Below are 22,026 nucleotides of genomic sequence, written 5' to 3'. Positions count from 1 at the left end.
TATTCCTTATCTGCTCGCTAATCACTAATGTGAGACCGGTTTGTCACCGGACTCGCTGCCGATGTTCTGGCCTGTGGTCATAGAATTACCGCTGGATTTCCCTAACTTTGACATCTGCCAATCCGCTTCTGCAAACCAGAAATCCCTTGATGCCTCGATCGAGGCGTTGACACTGGAGATCTGCGAACGGGCATCCGACAATAACTCGAAGACGCTGATCAACATGCCGTTATAACGCAACAGGTTTTCGTCTGAAATACGCTTCTTCAACGGTAAAACTTCATCGCGATAATGTTTCGCAATGGCATAGCTGGCCTGATATTGCTGATATGACTGACGTAACTCCGCACGTGCCGCCAACGCGACATCCGCAGTGCGATGAATCGCCTGCATATATTGCGCCTCCGCTTTAGCCACTCTGGCAGTGCCCCAATCGAATAAAGGTAGTTCGATACTGATTTCGTAGCCTGTCTGATTGCTTTGCTGACTTGTACTATTTTTGACGGCACCGATTTCCAGTACATTGATAAATCGGGTGAATTTATTTAAACCCAAATTGTGCGCAAGTGCGTCGGTATTGGAACGCGCCATCTGTACGTCCAGCCTCTGTGATAGTGCCTGCTGCATCTCTGCTGGTGTTTCCAGCACAGCAGGTAGCTCTGGCAAGCGTTCAGGCAACTTTAGGCTTATTCTCGTCATATCGAGACCCAGTAACCGGTAGAAATTTTCCCTGGCACGGCTATGCGCTAGCGCAGCACGTTGTCTGTTCAATTCGGCGTCGGCATAAAAGCTTTGCTCTCTTGCTTGCTTTAACTGACTAAAATTACCGGCCTTTTGCATGCGCTGTGCCAGCTCGGCACCGGCCTGTGCAGCATCTTTAACCTGCCCGGTATAACTCAAGGTTTCGGTCGTGGCTAGCAAATTGAAATAAGCTTTTCGCGTTTCTGACGATAGCGAATATATCGCTTGCAGAATTGCCATTCTCGTTGCGTCAAAACGCCGCTGTTCAATTTTTCGTGTCTGCTGCATCGTCAACAGACGTACCAGATTGAAATGAATGCCGCGATCAATTTCAATCTCGTCACCACGGTGTAATCTTGAGAAACTAAAACCAGGATTTCCCAGACGACCCGCCTGTACCAGGTCAGCTTCGGCAATACCGAGCTCATCAAAACTGGCTTGCAAACCGGGATTGTTCAACAATGCGACCTGCACTGCCGTTTCTACCGACAATTCCTGTAGTAACAGAGCGTCTGTGTATTGCTGGATTCTAGATTGATCAGCATCGGATTTGTGCCAGACCACTTGTTTATCGAGCTGGGTACGGGCATTTTTTTCTAAAAACTCAAAACCACCATCAGAAGAAAACGTCGCACAGCTACTGAGCAATACCGTCGCGAATGAGATAGCGACAGGTACTACCAATTTTCGCCTGTAAGCGAACAATGGAAACATGAAAACCTCACATCAAACTGTGTAGAAGGACGCGGAGACTACAAAAATCTCAGCGTATATTGATCACAATAAACAGTCAGGATAGCCTGGGCGGCGGATGAGGATGGTCGGCAATAAAGCCCGTATATGAAAGAAACGCAGTGGGAAGATAGTTCGCAGGCTGGCGCTCTACGTTCAGCAAGCGCTGCGCTGGCATTAATACCGCAGCGATGCAGCAATCGGCGCAGGTACTGCACTTACCCAGATCCGCATGAGCATGTTGATGCTGTGTTTGGGTAGATCCAGCTTCCACATGATGTTGATGCATCGACGATGCAATGACACGGCTGGCATGATTGGCCTGGTGATGGTGGCTATTACATAACAGCATCGACGTCGCGGCGAAGCTCTGAAAAGGAATCGCCAGCATCATCAAGCACACAAAAACTGTTTTGAATAATTTCGCCATAACCGGATTTTAACGCAAATACCGTCATCGCCGGTCAATTCCCATGAAGACTCGTTGACATAGCACAAGTCAGGTAGTCAGGCACAGCCGTGCTGAATTACTACAATCAAGCTCGCCTAAGACGTTACTGAGAGCGATAAGCTGCATCTAGGTTTCATCCTTGCAAATCCTCTCGCATTTCTCTTTATCATCGAGCTCCTTCATGCAGCGCTTATAGCAATCCTTTTTGATACCAAGCGCATAAGCTGTCAACGCAGACAGTAAAGTGAGACTCACAAATACCGCGATATATTTTTTCATATTTACTCCTGACGATAATTTTTAGACGACAAGTATTTTGATTTCAGTTTTACATGCTTATTGCTTTACAGCAGGACTTTTTATTATTTCATCATAAGCATTTTCGTCGAAACCGACCACCAATTTGTTTTGAGAAACGAGCACCGGCACACCGCTTTCGTGTAGCTGTTTAAAACTTACGGCCGCCTCCCTGGATTCATCAATCAATACGTCATTGAATGCTATACCAGCTTGTTTTAAAAATGTGCGGGCTGACTGGCAATGCGGGCAAGTAGAGGTACCATATAACGTAAGGCGATGAGGTTTTTTTTCAAGGTGGGTAGAGAAATCACCACTTCTGATCGGGCCACGCGATTGATTAATGAAGTGCGGTAAGTTACTTCCTATCGCTACCGCGCCAGCTACCGTTACGGCCATCAGCACGCTATTTTTGATCCAATTTTTAATCTGTTGTTTCACGTGTTCATCCTTATTTGGCAGCAATTAATTGCGTTCATAATTTCACTTCTAGTCGAACACCTATTTTTGCCGGCGTCGTCTTATTTGTTTGCAGTCTAGTTAATTCATCATTGGCGAGATATTCATCGACGCGTGTTGAGGTTTTATTCAATAAATTATCCAGATTGATAAAGAGCTTGGTATTGGAGCTGAATTTCCAGCTTGCACTTGCGCTCAAATTTATTTTGTTTGCATAAAAAATGCGTTGAGAAAGATTGGTACGCACCCAGTCGCCGGGCGTCCAGTTCACATCGGCATTTAACTTCAATGGCAATTCTTTGGCCTCATAAGTAAGCCCAAGTTTCGCCCGGTAGGGAGACTGGTCAGCTAGGCGATTGTCAGGTCCCGGTAAACTACTAATCTGTGAACGCGCAAAACCGAGGCTGCTACGAACATCAAGTTTGGGCGCATCTTGCCAAATATCGCGCATCGACAATTGCATTTCCAGATCGATTCCTTGCACCGTGGCACGTCCCAGATTCGAGGGTCGCGCAACATACCGCTGCGAGTTAGACCAGGAAACATTTTCAATCATGAGATCGGTACCAATCAGGCGATCGATCGCACGTGAATATAGCTCAACACTCAATTGGCTATCGGCACCAATACCGTGTTCATACGATATGTTTAAACCAAGTGCACGCTCGGGCTGCAAACGCGGATTGCCCGCGGTATCCGCCGTTTCTATACTGTTACCACCACATACGCCGTTGGACAAACACATCGCCAGCGGGTTAATCGTTGGACGCAAACTAAGCTGATCGGGCGACGGTGCTTTGTAGGACCGCGCCAGACTAATACGAAATTGACGTGATTCATCCCCGTTGATTTTTCTGGCTAGGTGGATTGACGGCGAAAATAAGTCGTATCGCGCCTCACTGTGAAAGTTACCCTCGGTGATGTCAATGACACGGTCTTCAAATGAGAATCCAAAATTCAGCGCGAACTCTTTGCTCAGCCTCCAGTCATCCTGCATAAACAGTCTGCGCTGGTCTTGCCGCATGTCGCGTCGGGTACCCAGAGCATCCAGACTGGTGTCTGGTGCGCCATTGATCTGGTTGCTGAATTCACTGCTGTTCCTGCCGTATCCTATGTGACCACCCGCTTTGACATCGTGATTATTTGGAAGGGCAATTTTATAATTAACGCGCAAAAAATCCGCATCGATGCGTCGATTTTCTGTTCTTTGGCGCAGAGTCGTTGTTTGTTGAGAAAAACTCTCTACCTGACTCATTTCAGAACGTGCGCGGATACGATTGGAGTTCCAGTTCAGCGTGAGCTGACTTTCGTCATTTGGTATGTAAGTCCAGTTGAGCGGCAAGCCTAAAAAAATAAAAGGGCCTGCTGTCCTTTGTTGTAAATCCCGCGTTTTCCCATCGGTATAATTTTTGTGCTCCACGCTACCCTGATCAAAGTAGGTGTCACTTATTCCCGGTGAAAAATTAATCGTGTTACGTGCATCTGCCCTCCATTCAATTGCGCTACTAACCGACAGATCCGAATTACGGTTGTACGCTACGACATTAGCATCATCAATCAGCGTCGTGAGTCCGGCTAGGGTAATAGTTTGCCGCTTATGATTTTCATTGGATGAGGATTGGCGATAAGCAGATACTTGAGTATTGAAGCTTAGCGGCGAGTCTGTTTCGCTTTGATTTACCGACCATGCAAGATCGGCACCTAGTCTGCCATCCGCACTGCTCGCACCGGCACGCAATTGTTCAACTTTTTTACGTTCGATTTTGCGCGTAACAACATTGATCGTCCCAGCAATACCAAAGGGGCCAAATTCAGCAACGGCCGATTTGATAATTTCAATTTTCTCTAAACGAACCAGATCCAGTTCGCTCAACTCCTTACCGGCCGCCGGCGGCATACCATCAACCAGTACCTGGGTATACCCGGGCAAACCAAGTAAGCCAATGCGACCATCCTTAGCAATCGTCACAACCGGCTCGCGTTTTAATAATTCGACGACATTTTGTAAGCCACTTTCTTCAATACGCTTACGCCCGATAATGATTTTTCCAGCGACAAAATCACGCCGCGCCTCGATATCAGTCAGTCTGCCATTGATCACAACTTCTTTTGGAGCGGGGGTAGCGGGGAGGTCTTCGGCCCAGCTGGAAATTGTTTGTTGACTCGCTAAAATGAGCAAGACCCAGAATCTGGTATGTGTTTTTATGATGATAGTTCCAAGATCAGGTGTCACACCTCAAACTATAAACATTTGTATGCCTATAGTTTGAGACAATCTTAATTTACAAACTTAACATCCACAAATACGTTTGCAACTTGCTTGGGATACCCCCTCCATACCGCAGAGGCCATAGCAACCAGCGTCGCAAGTAGCATACTCAACGTATTCATATGCGTAAGCCGCAGACATACTGGTAAAAAACACAAATAATAGACTTAACCGACGAAACATTGAATTTCTCCTTCTGTTAATGGAAAGGTAACAATATCATTTAAAATAGATATTGTGCCAACTTTTCCAACAGGAAAAATTTTGAGGTGGCCCATATTAAGACGGCAATTTTCTAACAGCTATATAAGCAGTTGATTTATTGGAAATTTTTCAAACATAGCGGGCTATAGAATTCATAGAATCCCATAATCCCTGTGTGTTAAATGCAACATTCTTACCCATCACAATAAGTAAATCAGGGCATTTCCCGACCGGTATCATTAGCTTATTCATAACGCAGACAATCCACCGGCAATAATCTGGAAGCACGTCTTGCCGGATAAAATCCAAAAAAGATACCGACAAAACTGGCAAAACCGCATGCGACTATCATTGCACCTACGCCAATTTCCACATCGAGTTTGCCGGTCGATGTAATCGCTGCCGCGCCTGCACTTGCAAGTAAAATACCGATTACACCGCCGACTAAACAGATTACGACCGCCTCGGTCAGGAACTGCAATAACACATCGCGTGGCTTGGCACCGATTGCCATGCGGATACCGATTTCACGGGTACGTTCCGTGACCGATACCAGCATGATGTTCATGATGCCGATACCACCAACAATCAATGAAATCGCACCAATGGCTCCTAGCATCGCTGCTAAACCTGCACTGATTTTAGCGCCGGTCTCGGCAATTGATGCCAGATTGTCGATACGAAAATCATCGACCTGATCAGCGCGAATGCGATGGCGGTCACGCAGCATATCTTTGATGTCATCTTCCGCATCTTTCATGCCTTTATCAGTTTTACCCTGCACCACAACATAGTGCACATTGCGTGGAAAAGGACTGCGCATCAGTGTTGCTCTCGCTGAAGTAATCGGTACCAGTACCATCTCGCCGAGATCCCCGCCATCAAACATGCGGCCCTCACCTTGCAAGACGCCGACCACCTGAAACGGCACATTATCAATGCGGACAAACTGACCAATCGGATTAGCTTTATAAAAAAATTGTTCCGCGAGTTTTTTGCCGATAATCACCATACGGGCGGCGCCCCGGATATCGGATTCGCTAAAATAATTTCCCTGATCGACTTTCCAGTTGCGGACTTTAAACATCTCAGGCGTGATACCAAGCACAGCATTATTTGTGTTGTCGTTACCAACGGCAATCTGGAAAAAACCCTGTAAAGCCGGTGCCGCACCGTTCAGGCTTTGCAAATCGTTTAATGCCAGTGCATCTTCAACCGACAACGATGGCGCGGTACCAGTACGCGCCCGCACCCCTTGTGTCCGGTTAGCCCCGGGAGAAATAATCATTAAATTACTACCCAGTACCTCAAGCTCTTTGGCAATGAACTTCTTGGCGCTCTCACCGACCGCCAGCATCATGACAACAGAGGTAATGCCAATAATAATACCGAGCATGGTCAGCGACGTGCGCAAGCGATTTGCATTCATCGAGCGGAATGCTTCAATAAATACCTGGAGAAAATTCATACCTGTACCCCGCTTAATCCTTGTTGCAGGCCAGCCAGCGCATGTGCTTCATGGCTTTGTACCAGCTGTTGCAAACCTTCAGCAGACGGACCGTCGTATAAGACATGACCATCTTTTAAGCGCACTAGGCGTTTGCTGTAGGTCGCGATATCTGGCTCATGAGTGACCAGTAAAATCGTGATGCCACGCTCTGCATTTAACTGCTGCAAAGACCGCATTATCTCAACACTGGTTTGGGTATCCAGATTGCCGGTTGGCTCGTCTGCCAGGATCAAAGGTGGATCGCCAACCAGTGCGCGCGCAATTGCTACCCGTTGTTGCTGTCCGCCGGATAGCTGATTCGGCAAACGTTTCGCCAAGTCTTTTAATCCCACCCGCTCCAGTTCAACCAACGCTTTTTTATATGCCTTATCACGCGAAACTCCTGCGTAGATCAGAGGCAAGGCAACATTCTCCGCGACACTCATGCGCTTGATCAGATTAAAACTCTGGAATACAAAACCAATCGTACGGTTGCGTATCGTGGCCAGCTGGCTGCGTGAAAGCGTCAAGGTATCGACGCCATTGAGCAGATACGTGCCGCCGGTCGCCTGATCGAGACAGCCCAGAATATTCATCAGCGTCGATTTACCAGATCCTGATTGCCCCATAACGGCGAGAAAGTCGCCGTGAGGAACAACCAGATCAATGCCGTGCAGCACTTGAGTTTCGATACCGCCGGAAAAATAGCTCTTGGTTACCTGATGGATATCAATCAGCGTCTTTGGCATGGCACTGGGCGCATTGAGTGCATTGGAGGCCGTCATAGTGCTATCCATTAGCGCGCGCTGGTGCTGGTATTGTCTAGTGCGCGGATGACAACTTTATCGCTAAGTTTCAGATCGCCGGACAGTACCTCGGTATAACGAAAATTAGACAATCCAATCTTGATATCGACAGGTTTTGCCTTGTTTTTCTCATCCAGAATAAATATTTTAAACGAACGCGTCATCTCGCTTTTACTGCGGAACGCAATATCATCATCGGCTTCGGGATAAGGGACTGCATTAGCACTGGCTGACGCGGATGCATTCTCGGTACCGGATTTTTTTGCTGCCTCTTTTTTTGCTTTTTCTTCTTTGGCGATCTCTTCGTCACTCAATTTAAAGCGCAATGCGGCGGTCGGAATACGTAAAACATTCTGGCGATTGCCGACGACCAGGCGAACCTGAGCCGTCATCCCGGGCTTCAGTAACTCGTCCTTATTATCGACATCGAGCACCACATTGTAGGTGACGACGTTTTGCTGCACATTAGCCGCAAGACGAAACTGACGCAATGTAGCTTCAAATTCGCGATCAGGATAGGCGTCGACGACAAAGCGAGCGGGCTGACCGTCTTTCAAGGCACCGACATCGGCCTCAGAGACACTGGTATCGATCTGCATCTTGGTCAGATCACGGGCGATCTGGAACAGATTTGGCGTCTGGAACGACGCAGCAACTGTCTGTCCCATGTCAATCGTTCGTTTAATAATCACGCCGTCGATCGGCGAGCGAATCACGCTGTTGTTGTAATCTGCCTGTACCCGGTCGAGCTGGGCTTTGGCGAGTTTGATATTGGCGTCGGCGACTTCGACTTCGCGCTTGGCCTGATCCAGCACACTGCCAGAAATATAGTTCTGTATGACCAGCTTCTGATTGCGTTCAAAATTCGCGACAGCCAGACGCTTAGACGATTCGGCGGATGCCAGACTCGCTTCACTTTGCTTGATCTGGGCGTTAAAAATAGTCGGATCGAGCTTCAGCAACACCTGACCTTTTTTGACCCGGTCGTTAAAATCAGCATTCAACTCAACGACTGTGCCGGAGACTTGCGAACCGACGTTGATCAGAGCAACCGGATTTAACGTGCCACTGGCAGTGACCGTCTGCGTAATATTGCCCTTATCAACTAAAGTTGTTTTGAACTTAGGTTCTTCTTCCTTGTTTGATTTTTGATTTTTCTGGTAGTAGCTGCCAGCCGCGCCGGCCACCACCACGATACCAACAGCCCAAGCAACTCGTTTTTTGGTAAAGAATGTCATCGCAAGATCAATCAAAAAGGTAAAGCATGAGTGAAAAATATCAGCTCCGACATAGCCGGAACAATGCTGTGTGACCAACTATTAGGTATTTCGTTCAATCCGCATCAACCAGGCAAGACCCAATAACGAAAATGCTAGGACAAGCGGTATCAGCCCCATCCAACCATACAGCATGCTGAAATAGACGGTCGCGGCCCAAGAGATTGAACTGAACGCTTCAAGCACACTTGCCAGCCAGTTCCCTTGCCCCCGTTTATTGAATTGCCCTCTGGAGCTGGGCTTGGCCAGCCATAAATTCAACAGGGCAATATTCGTCATCGCAGCGAATATTGCAAGTGTCAGTAACAATCCTATCAGCGGCGTCTGCAGCCCGAGCCAGAGTAAAAATGGCGCAACCAGTATTAGCAGAGGAATCACCGCAGCACTGACCTTGGCATTGCGAATAGTCCGCTGACTGCACGGTGCAGACATAAGCAAATCCGGTGCGTCCTCCGCGGAGACCATGACCCAGATCAGTGATCCGGCTAAAGACGCGCCGATAAAAGTCACCATCCCCGCGGTAGCAGGTAATACTGTACCGTTTTTATACGCAACAAAAAACATCGGCATCATGTACAGTAATTGTAATAAGACCTGGGAAATTAACTGCGGATCGCGCAGGATCATACGCCATTCTTTGACAACGACGGTGCGCCATAATCCCGATTTAAACTGATGCTGCGCACCTTTGCGCTCACCTTTACCAGTATGTGCGTGTGCCGTGGTAGATGCAGCACTGACGCCACCCGCCTGTTGCACACCCCGCACAAAAAAATCATGGGTCAAGTATGTCGTCAGCTTGAAACAAGCGACACCAAAACCGGCCATGACCAGCATGGCCCAAGGTGAACCGAATAAAGCGCGTGCAGGTAACCAGACAATGCTTTGTTCACTCAACAAGCGACCGGGCTCCAGTAACGGCTGAATCTGGGTAAAGATTTTTTGACGCCAGGCGATATCCAGATGATTCATCAGCTGGATGACGAGAAAAATGGATGCACCACTCGCCGCCCCCAGCAACTGCGCAGCAACCAGCGTACGGCGCACTCCAAGCCATCGCACTAAACCCAAAGTCAGCATCATGGATAACGACGATGCAATCAAAGCCATACTCAATATGGCTGGATAAACGCCAAGATAGCGTGGCTGTCCCAGAATCAAACCCACGTGGGCAACCGGTGTCAAAAACAGTAAAAACAATATCGCCACACCAATCACAATGCCAGTCAGCCGAACCGTAAAAATCGACTGCGATGCAAGCGGCGAAGATAACAGCAAGTCCAAGTCGCCGCGTTCAAATAAGGCACGCACACTGCGGTTTAGTCCAAAGGACAGCATCAAAGTGAACATCACAAACAGCGCTGCACCTGAACCCATCAGTATCGTCGCCGGCGGTTCTGTATTGAGCGCTGGCAATTTACGCATGACAAGCCATAATCCCCAATGCAAGAGAATGAGCATCGCCGAGATAATTACCTTACTCATCAGGGGCATGCCACGTTTGATTTTTTTCCGGGATTTATCGTCACCCATCTCATAAAAAAACAAACGGACTTCATGTGCCAAGAGCCAAGCGGCAGTCCCTTGTTTAAAATGGCGCAAGCCGAGCATTATGCAGGCTCCGTAAGTTGAAGGAAGACCTCCTCCAGAGTCGTTGCACCTTGACTGGTCTGACTGCGTAGCTCATCTAATGTGCCTTCAGCGATTAATTTACCGTTTTGAATAATCCCGATCCGTTCTGCGAGGCGTTCTGCCACATCGAGAATATGCGTGGTCAGGATGACCGTGCCACCGGCCTGCACGTGCCGCAGCAACAAATCCTTGACCTGACGCGCAGCGGCGGCGTCCAGTCCGGTCAATGGTTCATCGAGAATAATCAGTTCCGGCGAATGAATCAGCGCACCGGCCAGTGCAAGTTTTTGTTTCATGCCACGCGAAAACCCTTCGGTCAGTTCATCCGCATGCTTGCTGAGATCGAGCCAGTCGAGCAATTCCTGCGCTTTGGTTTGTGCAGTTTGCGCCGGTATCCCCCACAGACCGGCTACAAACTCCAGATACTCAAATGGCTTAAGCTTGTTGTACAGCATGGGATCGTCAGGCAAATAGGCGAGCTTTTGCTTGGCCAAATGAGGTTCTCTGGCGAGGTCGGTCCCAAGTATTCGGACGCTGCCCGAATCCGGCGCAAGCAGACCAGCCACCATCCGCAGCGTCGTTGTCTTACCCGCACCATTTGGCCCGAGCAGGGCGTAAAGCTCACCGCGCCGGACCTGAAGATTCAGTTGATCAACCGCAGGGCGGCCAAATTGCTTGCTCAATCCGCTGAGCTCTAGCGCTGGGGTGGTCGGTGTCATATTCATTTTTATTTGCTTTTTTAGAAATAGTGGATCTATTATATTTTCCAAAAGGGAATTTTTTGTTGTCTGCCGGTTTTATTTTTTATCTGCCCGAATTTTCGATTGGAAAGTCCGGAGTCAAGGTATTCGCCTTGCGTTCTTGATGTGACTCTACTAGCATGGGCGGGTCTCTTTACTCCCCCCGACCTCGCCATGGCCGCTTTACCAGAACTGCAAGAACTGGAACGTATATTGGAATTAGGTCGCGGCCATCTGGAAGCAGAAGTGGTCTGCGAAGTCAGTGCAGCCCATCAACGCTTTCCGGTCTATCAGATCTGCCTGGGCAATCCTGATCCCGCCTTGCCGGCGATCGGTTTTTTTGGTGGCATTCATGGTCTTGAGAGAATCGGCACTCAAGTTCTTCTGAGTTTTTTGCGCGGATTATTGACACGGCTAACGTGGGATAAAAGCCTGCATCACCTGTTGCAGGATGTGCGTCTAGTGTTTATGCCGCTGATTAACCCGGGTGGCATGTGGCAATCTACCCGATGTAATCCGCAAGGGGTCGATCTGATGCGCAATGCACCGGTCGATGCCGAAGGCAAGGTTCCCTTTTTAGTCGGTGGGCATCGGATCAGCCGACATCTGCCCTGGTATCGCGGTGCTGCCGATGCCGGAATGGAAGTCGAAAATCAGGCGCTATGCCAGGTTGTACAAAAAGAGCTGCTGGGCCGCTCGTTCAGCATGGCAATTGATTGTCACTCGGGTTTTGGATTGCGCGACCGGATCTGGTTTCCGCATGCGCATGATGTTCATCCGATTCCGCATCTGGCGGATATTTTGTCGCTGGAAGAATTATTTCAGCAAACCCATCCGAATCATCACTATCTGTTTGAACCGCAAAGTCTGCAATACCAGACGCATGGTGATGTCTGGGATTATCTGTACCTGCAATCACAGCAGCATCATGGCAATACTTTTTTACCACTCACGCTGGAGATGGGATCATGGTTGTGGGTAAAAAAAAATCCGCGTCAACTATTCTCGCGCCACGGTATGTTTAATCCGATTGCGGAACATCGCTTGCAACGGGTATTGCGCCGTCATAATTCTTGGCTGGATTTCTTAATGCGCGCTACCTGCGGGCATCAGCAGTGGCTGGCACAGGGGCCAAGCCGTCTGCGCCTGCAAGAACGTGCCGTCGCCCGCTGGTATCGGCCATGACCTGGGTGCTGCTGCGCGGGCTGATGCGTGAATCGCGTCACTGGGGTGAGTTTGCGACGCAATTTCAGGCTGCGCATCCGGACGAAGATATCGTCACCCTGGACTTTCCGGGGAACGGTGTGCTGCACCGAGAAACGAGCGCTAGCAGCGTGCAAGAAATGGCAGAATTCTGTCGTCATGAGCTGAAAAAACGGGGCTACGCACCACCCTATCAGCTCTTATCAGTATCATTGGGGGCCATGGTCGCCGTCGCATGGGCCGATGCCCATCCCGAAGAACTCAGCCGGGTCGTGCTGATCAACACCAGCCTCGCTCCGCACAATCCGTTTTATCACCGTTTAAGACCCAAGAATTATCCAGCGCTGCTGTTCACCATGTTATTTGGTAGTGTGGCAAAACGCGAGCAGCTGATCTTGCGCATTACCAGCACAACCAGCAAACAAAACACTACCGTAGCAGAGCCGATTTTAAAACAGTGGCAGGCATATGCAGAGAATTCGCCGATTTCAGTCCGCAATATCTGGCGCCAATTACGGGCCGCATTGTGTTACCGGGCCCCTGCACAAAAACCAGCACTACCACTACTCATGCTGGCGGGTGAACAAGATGATCTGGTCAATCCTCAATGCTCGATCCGTCTGGCAAAAAAATGGCAATGCGAACTATGTTTGCATCCGGCAGCAGGACACGATTTGCCGCTGGATGACGCTACCTGGGTGATACAGCAAGTAGCTGCTGACCACGCCGCTTAAGAAGCCATTTAAGGTCATCAGGAAAATACCGGCATATGCTGTTCAACACCGCCAAAGCCTACTTCCGGATGACGCTTCGCAATCAGATCCTCGACTTGCGCAACCCGGTGATAAGGCCCATCAACCATCATAAGCACCTGGCCACGTTCAATATCTTCATTGATTTTTTTCAGACGAGAATTCGGAATCGCCGCAGCCGCCATCCCCGATGCCCAGGAACCAAAAAACGCACCACCAATTATCGACGCCAGCAGAAAAATCGTACGCAACTTTATGCCCTCGGGAGGAAAAATCAGGATCATGCTGCCAGCCAGCAAACCCGAAAATGCGCCAATTAGCATCCCGACCTCTGCACCGTGGATCAGATCGGTTTTCTGAACAAAGTTTGCCTCCGGCATATCACGCGGCAAGCTGCCTTCTTTGGCATGGAAATGTAAACTACGTTCATCTACACGCGCCAGCAACAACTCATCCACATCGCCCTGGCACTCGGTACATCGGGGAGCATGAAATACAGTCTGCGTTTCATATTGGCCTCCATTTTTTTGAAAAAAATCCCGGAGGTTTTGCGTTGTACGCCGGCATTGGCTGAGGAGTCGCGACAAGTTTGTCAACAACCGTGGCCAAAAGCAAAGTATATCGATGCAAAGTCTCTTATCTCGATATAGAAAATTCTGGCTAAATTTCTATTAATTTTTAGAAAAACGCAAAAAAATGACATACAGATTTTCTTAAAAAAAGCATGCTGGTGTGCAATAGAAAACTCTTTTTTTCGATGTCAAACACTGGTCATTGATTCAAGCTACTATCCAACAGGTAAAGTAGAACAATCTTGCTTTGTCGCCAGCTTGTGATCAGGTTTGCTGTCTGTTTCGTCGCCCGCTCTACCAGTAACTAAACATTCCCGGCATGGCTCACATAGTGGTCTTACTGATGGTTTATAAAAGGTGGTGTATGTCTGTTATCGTTCACGAAAATAAGGCAATCCAGCAAGAACTTGCCAACGGGTTGCTGGCCGACAGGGCGCACACCTCTCCAAAATATTTTTATGATGCCGTCGGTTCAGTCCTGTTCGAAGCAATTTGTGTGTTGCCTGAGTATTACCCGACACGTACCGAAGCCAGTATCATGTCAGAGCACTTAGCTGACATCGCACATGCGATTGGGCCCGGCGGCACGCTCATCGATCTGGGGGCGGGCAACTGCGCCAAAGCAGCGCGACTGTTCCCGCAGCTCCATCCGGATCAGTATGTGCCAATTGATATTTCAGTAGTTCACTTACGTGGCTCCGTGCGACGCTTGCAACAACGCTTTCCACACATAGAAATGACTGCTCTTGGTATCGATTTTTCGCAAGACTGGTGTCTTCCAAGCGAGGTACGCGCGGACCGCCGTCTGTTCTTTTATCCTGGCTCATCCATCGGTAACTTTGAACCAGAAATGGCACTGGCCTTCCTCAAGCAGCTGCGCGCCTTATGTGGTGAAGACGGCGGTATTCTGATCGGGATAGATCTAATCAAAGATCATGCTGTATTGCATGCAGCCTATGATGACGGGCTGGGCGTGACCGCCGCATTTAACCTGAATGTATTACGACACACCAATCAGCAACTAGACACCGATTTTGATGTTCAACAATGGCAGCACCGGGCCTTCTTTAACGCGGAACAATCACGGATAGAAATGCATCTGGAAGCGCGGCAAGATCTGACTATACACTGGCCTGGTGAACATCGGCGCTTCATCCGTGGTGAGCGCATTCACACCGAAAATAGCTACAAATATAGTCTGGAGTCGTTCATAAGTTTGCTCCATACAGCAGGATTTGGTCAGTCCCGTCACTGGACCGATGATGCAGAATGGTTCGCCATGGTCTATGCTAAAGCTCTCTGACTTGAACGACCTTACTATGCCATCACACTGCTTACCATATCAGCTATTACAGCGCTGGATGCAAGTCAGAGAGCGTTCGCTGTGCATTGCGGCCTGCTTGTCAGCTGAAGATGCGGGTGCACAATCGATGCCAGACGCCAGTCCGCTGAAATGGCATCTGGCGCATACCACCTGGTTTTACGAGACCTTTATCCTGGCTGAATTTGAATCCGGCTTTCAGGCTTTTCACCCGGCGTTCCGACTGCTGTTTAACTCCTATTACAACGGCATAGGCGAAAAACATCCCCGACCGCAACGAGGTTTGCTGACACGCCCCAGCCTCGACGAGGTGCTGGCATACCGGCAGGACGTTGACCGGCGTATGCAGCAGTTATTCAGTTCGTCCTCCAGCGAATCCTTAAATAAAACCCTGACTGCGACGAACGTCTCCGCTAGCCTGGTCGAGTTAGTTGAGCTGGGCATACAACATGAGCAGCAGCATCAGGAATTGATGCTGACTGACATCAAGCATCTCCTATCCTGCAATCCTATGGCTCCGGCAATGCTGACAAGCATCGCCGCGGGTAAAAATGACGATATAACAGACCATTGCACCGACACCGTTCAGACACAGCAATGGTACACATTCGCAGCGGAGCTTGTGACGATCGGTCATGCTGGCGATGGTTTTTGCTTCGATAATGAAGTGCCCAGGCACCGGCAATTCGTGGAAGCATTTCAACTGGCGCCAACGCTCGTCAGCAACGGCGACTATCTGGTGTTTATCGGCGATGGCGGCTACCAGAATCCGGTTCACTGGCTAGCCGAGGGCTGGGACTGGATACAGCAGCACCATATCCGGCATCCGCTGTATTGGCGAGATGGATCGGGCTGGCAAGAATATAGTTTATATGGCTTACGCGAACTACCTCTGCAGCAAGCGGTATGTCACTTATCGTATTTTGAGGCATCCGCGTATGCAAGCTGGGCAGGTGCGCGGCTCCCGACCGAAGCCGAATGGGAATACGCTGCACAGCAAGAAAAACAGCCTAACCTGGAAGCCAGGGATAACGCGATATCGCAACTCTTCGGTTGTTGCTGGCAATGGACCAGCAGCAGCTACGCGCCCTACCCCGGCTACGCAACAGCAGCGGGTGCCATCGGTGAATACAATGGCAAATTCATGGCGAACCAATATGTATTGCGCGGCTCCTCGTGCTTTACACCGAAAGATCATTCACGCATCAGCTATCGTAATTTTTTCCCCTCCACCGCCCGGTGGCAAAGAACCGGCATACGCCTCGCCCGCAGCGTAGCGGCTGCTCTCTGATCTCAACAAGGAACCTTATGCCAAGCGCTATCTGGAACAATGCCGTCATCGCCGATGCCGATGCCTCCGAAGTCATCGTGGTCGAGGGCAACACCTACTTCCCGCGGCATGCGATCAAAGCCGAGCATTTCCGGCGTACCGAAAAAGAAACCGTCTGCAGCTGGAAAGGCACCGCAAATTACTTCGATGTCATCGTCAATGATGAGGTCAATCCCAACGCCGCCTGGACCTATGAACATCCTAAAGATGCAGCAAAAAAAATCACCAGCTTTGTCGCCTTCTGGAAGGGTGTGACAGTCGTTGCGTAAGGCTGTAGCAAATAAGGCAGGAACAAAATAAAAATGGCGCATTATTTACTAATGCGCCATTATCGATTCAGCTTACTCAGCTTGCTCAGCTTGTTTAGCCACTAACAAGCCAGTTTATTTTTTCAGGGCATCCAGAAAGCCGATACGATCGGTTGTCGCATTACGCGCATCTTCCAGACCAATTTTTTTCTCGATCAGCAGCTGCTTCAACGACATGTTCATCGAAAAACAGCCCGGATGCTGCTTGCTTGCATCACCGTCCATCAAGGCCCGCAGACCAGAGATGCCGCCGGTTTCTATCATCCGCGCCACCGCAGGACTGGAGGTCAGACATTCCGTCGCGAGGTAATAGCGCTCGCCTTCAACTGACGGCAATAACGCCTGACATAGAACCCCACGCAAAGCCTGCGCCAGTGCTTGTGCCTGCGGCTCACCGTTACCCAGCAAACGCAACATTTTTTGCAACCCCAGCTCGGTCGAACGCGCATGCAGGGATGCCAGCACGAGAGGACCAGACTCCGCCAGCGCCAGCGCCTCTTGTGCGGTCTGCGCATCGCGGATCTCGCCGATCACAATTACATCAGGACGCTCACGCAGAGCATCCAGAGCACCCAGATAATAGCTCTCGACGTCACCGTCAAAGCCGACTTCGCGTTGCGTGATAATGCATTTGCGTTGCGGTATCAGCGTCTCGACCGGATCTTCGATCGTAATGATGTGGCCGGAGCGGGTCTTATTAATCTGATCAAGCATCGATGCAATCGTGGTCGATTTACCCTGGCAGGTATCGCCGATGATCAACACCAGACCGCTGGCCAGTTTGGCAAAATCCTGTTCGCACTGACGCAAACCCAGCTGACTCAATTCCATCGGCTCCCGCGGGAAACGACGAATCACGCAACCCAGCCGCTTCTTACCCTGAAACGTAAAACAGTTGGCACGAATGCGCGCCGTGTTCAGATCAATCGAACGGTCAAATGCACGATCCTGAATACGCGCAGACCAGTTGGGCTCAATGACCTCAAAAAATTCTTCAAGTTCTTCTTTGGTAATAGGCGAATCCGTCACCGCAACCAGCCCCTTAGGCTGACGCAACATGATAGGACTATTTTGATGAATCAGAATGTCGCTGAAACTCAGACGTGAGTTCAGCAAATGCAAAATTTGCTCAACCAGGGTACCAAATACCGGGTGGTCTTCATTCTCGATATACGACAGCGTACGAATCTGCGAGGACATATGGGCTTCCATCATTATTTGATCTCTGTTTGGAAAATATGCCTGATTATAAACTCAGTATATTTGCAGATGGGAAAGATTCTGCGATTTGTTGCTTTGGATGATTTTTGCTGCCTAAGAAAGTCGCAAACTGTTGATGAAAATTCCAAACATAGTAAAGAAAGTGACTACAATCGGCTAAAAATTGGTGATCGAGATTTATTTCGTCTTTGCAAATGTTGTTGGTAAAACCAAAACTGATTCTTGAACCCATTTTCTAGATTTGGTTTTACTGAGTAGATATTAAACTCAGTCAACTGGAGCCCATTGCTATAAGACTTTCCAGAAAAATTTTACCTATGCCCCCGCTGCTCCCAGTTTTCGTGACAAGCACGCTATCTAATTAGCTTCTGTGCAAACAATAAGCTCGAACACTAGATTTTCAATACACCGTGAACGCCCTCTTATACCCATTCATGCTGCTATCAGCCTTTGGTCTGCTTCTCAGCATAGCGAGTCATCTTAGTGCCTTGGCAGGGATTCCCATTCCGGGTGGTCATCTGGTCTGGAGTTTGCACGCAGGCATCTTCGTTGTTTGGCTTCCGACAGTTCTGGTTGCTAACCGTATGTCATGTCACGGCAAGCGCTCAGATTTTTGGAAATTGGCGCTGTCGGGTTGTCCCGTTTGGGCGCGCTACATGCTCTGTGGCTTATTCGGCTATGCCGTGATCAATTTCATCTTTTGTATGAACAATATGCCGGGTCATCCTGGCGGATTGAATGCGTCAAATGATGGAACCGAAGTGAGGCTCTTTTCCGGACATTGGATGGTCTTCTACGCCGTAGCGTTTGCAACGCTTTACTCAGCAATCAATAACCCGCATCTGCTAAAAAGCCGCAAGTGCGCTCACGGGCATGAGGTCGCACCATTCGACCAGTTCTGTCCCACATGCGGAGCAGTTTTGGCGCCTGATCATCCGAAGATCTGATCCTCATATCAAGCGCCCCGCCTCCCGGTTTACGCCCCCAAAAACTCAATCAACCTCTGATTGAATTCCGCCGCATGAGAAAGATTAAATCCGTGCGGGCCGCCCTTGATGACGCATAGCTGACTGCCTTTAATCGCCTTATGAGTCCGAACGCCGCTGACTTCCAGCGGTACGATGGCGTCGGCGTCGCCGTGGATGATCAGGGTAGGGACAGTGCACTTAGTCAGGTCGTTGCGGAAGTCGGTGTAGGAGAATGCGCCTATGCAATCCAGCGTGCCTTGTGGCGATGCAAATGAGGCGATTTCGCGTGCATATACGCGTTGCGCTTCGCTGACCAGCAACTTGCCGCCTGCGCTGAAAAAATTCGTGGTGAAGGCATCCAGAAAGTCGATGCGGTCCTTGGTGATGGCTCCCTGAAACTGCTGGATGGTTGCATCGTCCAAGCCGCCTTCAGGATTATCGTCGGACTTATAGAGATATGGCGGGACGGCGCCAGCAAATACGGCCTTGGCGACGCGTTCCGTACCGTACTTTCCGATGTAGCGGGCGACTTCGCCGCCGCCCATGGAGAATCCGACCAGGGTTGCTTTTTTCAGATCAAGGTGGGTCATCAGTTGATGCAAGTCGGCAGCAAAATGGTAGTAGTCATAGCCAGACCATGGCTGTGAAGACCAGCCAAAACCGCGCCTGTCGTAAGTAATCACCCGGTAACCAGCTTCTATCAGGGCCGGGACTTGCGCCTCCCACGAGCGTCCGCTCAGTGGCCAGCCGTGGATCAGGACAACAGGCAAACCGCTGCCGTGGTCTTCGTAATACAACTCAATTGGAGCTTGCTGAGCGTTCTCGATTTTCAGTATTGGCATGTCATAACTCCTTAGAACAAAGGCGAAACAAGAATATCGTATAAAAATACTTGGCTGGCAGTCATCGCAGGCTGGAGTAGCGAATATGATCCCATTGCATTATGAAATGAACATGACAAACAGCGCGTTTATGTACATTAGGATTCTTTTGCAGATAAGTTGGGTTGCCGTAACTGGCCTATATCAAAACCCCACTTTTCGTCCGGCACATTTAGCCGTACATTTTGCGCCTGGCTTCCAGGCGGAGTTGCGCATCCATTGAAAGCGTGGCGGTAGGGCGGGCTAGCAGTCTCGGTATTCCTATTGGATCGCCTGTTTCGGTACACCAGCCATAGTCACCCTGCCCGATGCTCACCAACGAGGTTTGAATTTTTTTAAGAAGTTTGCGTTCACGGTCACGAGCTCTAAGCTCGAGTGTATGTTCTTCTTCGATGGTCGCGCGATCTGCCGGATCTGGCACAAGCACAGTCTCTCGCAAGTGCTCAGCAGTTTCGTTGATATTGTGCTGTAGCTCAACTTCCATTTCCCTTAGTTTTTGGGTAAAGAAGGCGAGTTGATCACTATTCATATAGGAATCATCATCCATAGAACGGATTTGTGCCTCGCTCGGAACTGTCCCCATGCCGTGGGCTGTGCCAAATAGTAGATTTGAGTGATTGCGCATGATAGCTCCCTTTTGAGAATCCCAATATGGGCCAGTGAAGATTCTGCGACTGTGCGCTAACGAACATAAATATCGTTTTATCTTCACCGATCCGGGGAGAATAAACAAACTAAGCAAACACAAAACACACCTGTCTAATTGCTTAACAAGCACGGCAAAAATTGTACTAGTAAAACAAATCCAAATTCGAACCAGCCGCAGGCCGATTATCCGGCAACGCCTTTGGCTTTCGAACCTTTTTAGCGACGGGTGCTGGCGCCGCGATCATTAGCTCAGGATTAAATCCTTGCAGATAAGATCGGGCGACTTCTGTGTCGGTACAGCCTAACCAGTCGTCATATTCACTTCTTGGTATGATGACCAACTGCCGTTTCTCCTCACCATTTTTATGAAATCGCTTCATCAGGGAATGCTCGTCTGCATTAATTGTGAGTTGGGTAAACGCATAAGCAACAGAACAGTCAGCCTCGTCCCATTCGCGATAAATACCAGCGACTGCAAATGGGGAATCGTCCATCATGCCTATCTTCCAACGTACGTGTTCGCCCGCTTCATAATTCGGTTCAAAAAAAGCACGCATCGGTACCAAGCAGAACTGACAGGTTTTCCAGTATTGTCTGTATGTCCGTAATGAACCTACCGTGTCGGAACGGGCATTCATCGTAGATAGATTAAGACCAGGAGGCATAAATCGCTTTGGGACCATCCCGTAATTCCCTACGATACCCTGACGGTTGCCGTCTTTGCCTCTGATGATGATCGGTGCCAGATAATCACGAAAAAGTTCCTCACTCCACTCAGCGGACTGATCATAGACAGTATCGAATTCCTTAGTTAATACTGGCCTAGTTACTAGGACGTAGTTAACACACATAGAATCCTCAGTACAAAATTCTGGTTGAAACGGTCAATTGCTGTAGAAGCAAATTTACAGATCACCTTTTTTTCCAAAGTCCACAATACGTTTCAAGACTTTCCAGATTGTCGCCGACAGCACCGTTACTTCCAACGATCTTGATAAAACCATTTGGTTTGCTTGGACTAGGTTTTTGATTACAATCCGTATGAACCCAATGAATGCCCTTGGTGCCGTCGGTATATTCTTGTCCGCATAGTTCCAGCTTGTCGCCGACCTTGATTTGACTAAGCGATGCGGGTATTGCTTTGCTATTTTTGATGTAACCAGCCGCAAACACATTATCAATAGCGACATCATAGAGGTCACCCGACCCATCCACTTTAACCTTGAGATGGGTATGAGAAAGCTCCACGCCTTTTAGAAATTTGCCGCTCTTAAATTTTGGCCCGGACGCTACCTGACCCGTGATAAAAGTGCCCTTACCAATATCGCATGCTGCTCTATCATCAGCCCATGCGGCTGAACATGAGAGGAGTGCTGCGAGAAATACACTGCCAAAAGCGAAAGTCTTCATGATTTTCCGTTCAATGTGAAACACATGCTCATATAGAGCCAGGTTATCTGCGAATACAGTGCATCGATACATTGCAATATCGGCTGCTATTTTATGGGAAATTGTTTGATGGAAGTGAAAGCATATAAAAGACTAAAAAAGAAATCGCCTCCGGAAGTACTGTTGTATTGAATAATACTGATATATGGAGGTTACAAAAAAATTAGATGCAAACATATATATGTTATCTGTAGTTTTTAGCCTTGCACTACCAAACCATGTCCCAATAAAAATAGTTCTAAAAAACGTTCGAGTGATTTGAATATCCATTATTGA

At 49.0% G+C, this 22,026-nt stretch carries 21 protein-coding genes; 6 read left to right on the top strand and 15 right to left on the bottom strand.

All coding sequences use genetic code 11. The features are described 5' to 3' along the window. Positions 1–24: 24 nt before the first annotated feature. The 9 genes from ACO0LE_RS02020 to ACO0LE_RS01980 all read right to left on the bottom strand — a co-directional run bounded on the left by ACO0LE_RS02020 (position 25) and on the right by ACO0LE_RS01980 (position 11,082). The gene (locus ACO0LE_RS02020; RefSeq protein ID WP_422958750.1) at positions 25–1,455 is read right to left on the bottom strand and encodes a TolC family protein; all 1,431 of its coding nucleotides are present in this window, start codon (positions 1,453–1,455) and stop codon (positions 25–27) included. Between the two features lie 76 nt (positions 1,456–1,531). After that, entirely contained in the window at positions 1,532–1,903 is a 372-nt protein-coding gene (locus ACO0LE_RS02015; RefSeq protein WP_422958749.1) for a hypothetical protein, read from the bottom strand. Between the two features lie 357 nt (positions 1,904–2,260). Further along, positions 2,261–2,662: a glutaredoxin family protein gene (locus tag ACO0LE_RS02010; RefSeq protein WP_422958748.1), complete on the bottom strand. Its 402-nt coding sequence runs from the start codon at positions 2,660–2,662 to the stop codon at positions 2,261–2,263. 34 nt (positions 2,663–2,696) lie between these two features. Beyond that, positions 2,697–4,859, bottom strand: a complete 2,163-nt coding sequence (locus tag ACO0LE_RS02005; RefSeq protein WP_422958747.1) for a TonB-dependent receptor plug domain-containing protein — start codon at positions 4,857–4,859, stop codon at positions 2,697–2,699. Between the two features lie 538 nt (positions 4,860–5,397). Beyond that, positions 5,398–6,621, bottom strand: a complete 1,224-nt coding sequence (locus tag ACO0LE_RS02000; protein ID WP_422958746.1) for an ABC transporter permease — start codon at positions 6,619–6,621, stop codon at positions 5,398–5,400. Then, positions 6,618–7,427: an ABC transporter ATP-binding protein gene (locus ACO0LE_RS01995; RefSeq protein ID WP_422958745.1), complete on the bottom strand. Its 810-nt coding sequence runs from the start codon at positions 7,425–7,427 to the stop codon at positions 6,618–6,620. The genes ACO0LE_RS02000 and ACO0LE_RS01995 overlap by 4 nt, the downstream gene beginning before the upstream one ends. Positions 7,428–7,438: 11 nt before the next feature. After that, a complete protein-coding gene (locus ACO0LE_RS01990) occupies positions 7,439–8,686 on the bottom strand; it encodes an efflux RND transporter periplasmic adaptor subunit (protein WP_422958744.1) in 1,248 nt (415 codons plus the stop codon). A gap of 81 nt (positions 8,687–8,767) precedes the next feature. After that, on the bottom strand, positions 8,768–10,336 hold the full coding sequence (locus ACO0LE_RS01985; RefSeq protein ID WP_422958743.1) for a putative ABC transporter permease subunit: 1,569 nt from the start codon (positions 10,334–10,336) through the stop codon (positions 8,768–8,770). Continuing rightward, positions 10,336–11,082 (bottom strand): ABC transporter ATP-binding protein, encoded by a 747-nt coding sequence (locus ACO0LE_RS01980; protein WP_422958742.1) that lies wholly within the window; start codon positions 11,080–11,082, stop codon positions 10,336–10,338. Before ACO0LE_RS01980 ends, ACO0LE_RS01985 begins: the two co-directional genes overlap by 1 nt. Positions 11,083–11,271: 189 nt before the next feature. On the opposite strand from ACO0LE_RS01980, the gene ACO0LE_RS01975 reads away from it, so the two are divergent. Beyond that, positions 11,272–12,282 (top strand): M14 family zinc carboxypeptidase, encoded by a 1,011-nt coding sequence (locus tag ACO0LE_RS01975; RefSeq protein ID WP_422958741.1) that lies wholly within the window; start codon positions 11,272–11,274, stop codon positions 12,280–12,282. Next, positions 12,279–13,034 carry an alpha/beta fold hydrolase gene (locus ACO0LE_RS01970; protein ID WP_422958740.1) on the top strand — a complete coding sequence of 252 codons (756 nt, stop codon included), beginning with the start codon at positions 12,279–12,281 and terminating at the stop codon, positions 13,032–13,034. The genes ACO0LE_RS01975 and ACO0LE_RS01970 overlap by 4 nt, the downstream gene beginning before the upstream one ends. A 17-nt stretch (positions 13,035–13,051) precedes the next feature. Here the strand turns inward: ACO0LE_RS01970 and ACO0LE_RS01965 are convergent, their stop codons facing one another. After that, entirely contained in the window at positions 13,052–13,510 is a 459-nt protein-coding gene (locus tag ACO0LE_RS01965) for a DUF1269 domain-containing protein (protein ID WP_422958739.1), read from the bottom strand. Positions 13,511–13,988: 478 nt separating this feature from the next. On the opposite strand from ACO0LE_RS01965, the gene egtD reads away from it, so the two are divergent. From egtD to ACO0LE_RS01950, 3 genes are read left to right on the top strand one after another with little or no spacing between them, the layout of a single operon-like run. Next, entirely contained in the window at positions 13,989–14,927 is a 939-nt protein-coding gene (gene egtD, locus ACO0LE_RS01960) for an L-histidine N(alpha)-methyltransferase (protein ID WP_422958738.1), read from the top strand. A 16-nt stretch (positions 14,928–14,943) separates the two neighbouring features. After that, positions 14,944–16,236, top strand: a complete 1,293-nt coding sequence (gene egtB / locus ACO0LE_RS01955; RefSeq protein ID WP_422958737.1) for an ergothioneine biosynthesis protein EgtB — start codon at positions 14,944–14,946, stop codon at positions 16,234–16,236. Positions 16,237–16,253: 17 nt separating this feature from the next. Continuing rightward, positions 16,254–16,544, top strand: coding sequence for a DUF427 domain-containing protein (locus ACO0LE_RS01950; protein WP_422958736.1), 291 nt, complete (start codon positions 16,254–16,256; stop codon positions 16,542–16,544). A 114-nt stretch (positions 16,545–16,658) separates the two neighbouring features. Here the strand turns inward: ACO0LE_RS01950 and ACO0LE_RS01945 are convergent, their stop codons facing one another. Further along, positions 16,659–17,795, bottom strand: coding sequence for a type IV pilus twitching motility protein PilT (locus ACO0LE_RS01945; RefSeq protein ID WP_422958962.1), 1,137 nt, complete (start codon positions 17,793–17,795; stop codon positions 16,659–16,661). A gap of 419 nt (positions 17,796–18,214) precedes the next feature. On the opposite strand from ACO0LE_RS01945, the gene ACO0LE_RS01940 reads away from it, so the two are divergent. Further along, positions 18,215–18,751, top strand: coding sequence for a hypothetical protein (locus ACO0LE_RS01940; protein ID WP_422958735.1), 537 nt, complete (start codon positions 18,215–18,217; stop codon positions 18,749–18,751). Positions 18,752–18,780: 29 nt separating this feature from the next. Here the strand turns inward: ACO0LE_RS01940 and ACO0LE_RS01935 are convergent, their stop codons facing one another. The 4 genes from ACO0LE_RS01935 to ACO0LE_RS01920 form a co-directional block, all read right to left on the bottom strand. Continuing rightward, positions 18,781–19,614 (bottom strand): alpha/beta fold hydrolase, encoded by an 834-nt coding sequence (locus ACO0LE_RS01935; RefSeq protein WP_422958734.1) that lies wholly within the window; start codon positions 19,612–19,614, stop codon positions 18,781–18,783. A 211-nt stretch (positions 19,615–19,825) separates the two neighbouring features. Further along, a complete protein-coding gene (gene dksA / locus ACO0LE_RS01930) occupies positions 19,826–20,278 on the bottom strand; it encodes an RNA polymerase-binding protein DksA (protein ID WP_422958733.1) in 453 nt (150 codons plus the stop codon). Positions 20,279–20,444: 166 nt separating this feature from the next. Further along, on the bottom strand, positions 20,445–21,152 hold the full coding sequence (locus ACO0LE_RS01925; RefSeq protein WP_422958732.1) for an SOS response-associated peptidase family protein: 708 nt from the start codon (positions 21,150–21,152) through the stop codon (positions 20,445–20,447). Between the two features lie 61 nt (positions 21,153–21,213). After that, the gene (locus tag ACO0LE_RS01920; RefSeq protein WP_422958731.1) at positions 21,214–21,711 is read right to left on the bottom strand and encodes a hypothetical protein; all 498 of its coding nucleotides are present in this window, start codon (positions 21,709–21,711) and stop codon (positions 21,214–21,216) included. Positions 21,712–22,026: the final 315 nt, after the last annotated feature.

The sequence above is a fragment of the Undibacterium sp. Xuan67W genome (assembly GCF_049340165.1).
Taxonomy (GTDB): Bacteria; Pseudomonadota; Gammaproteobacteria; order Burkholderiales; family Burkholderiaceae_D; genus Undibacterium.
The sequence above is the reverse complement of the archived record's forward strand: the minus strand, read 5'-3'. Positions and strand labels throughout refer to the sequence as shown.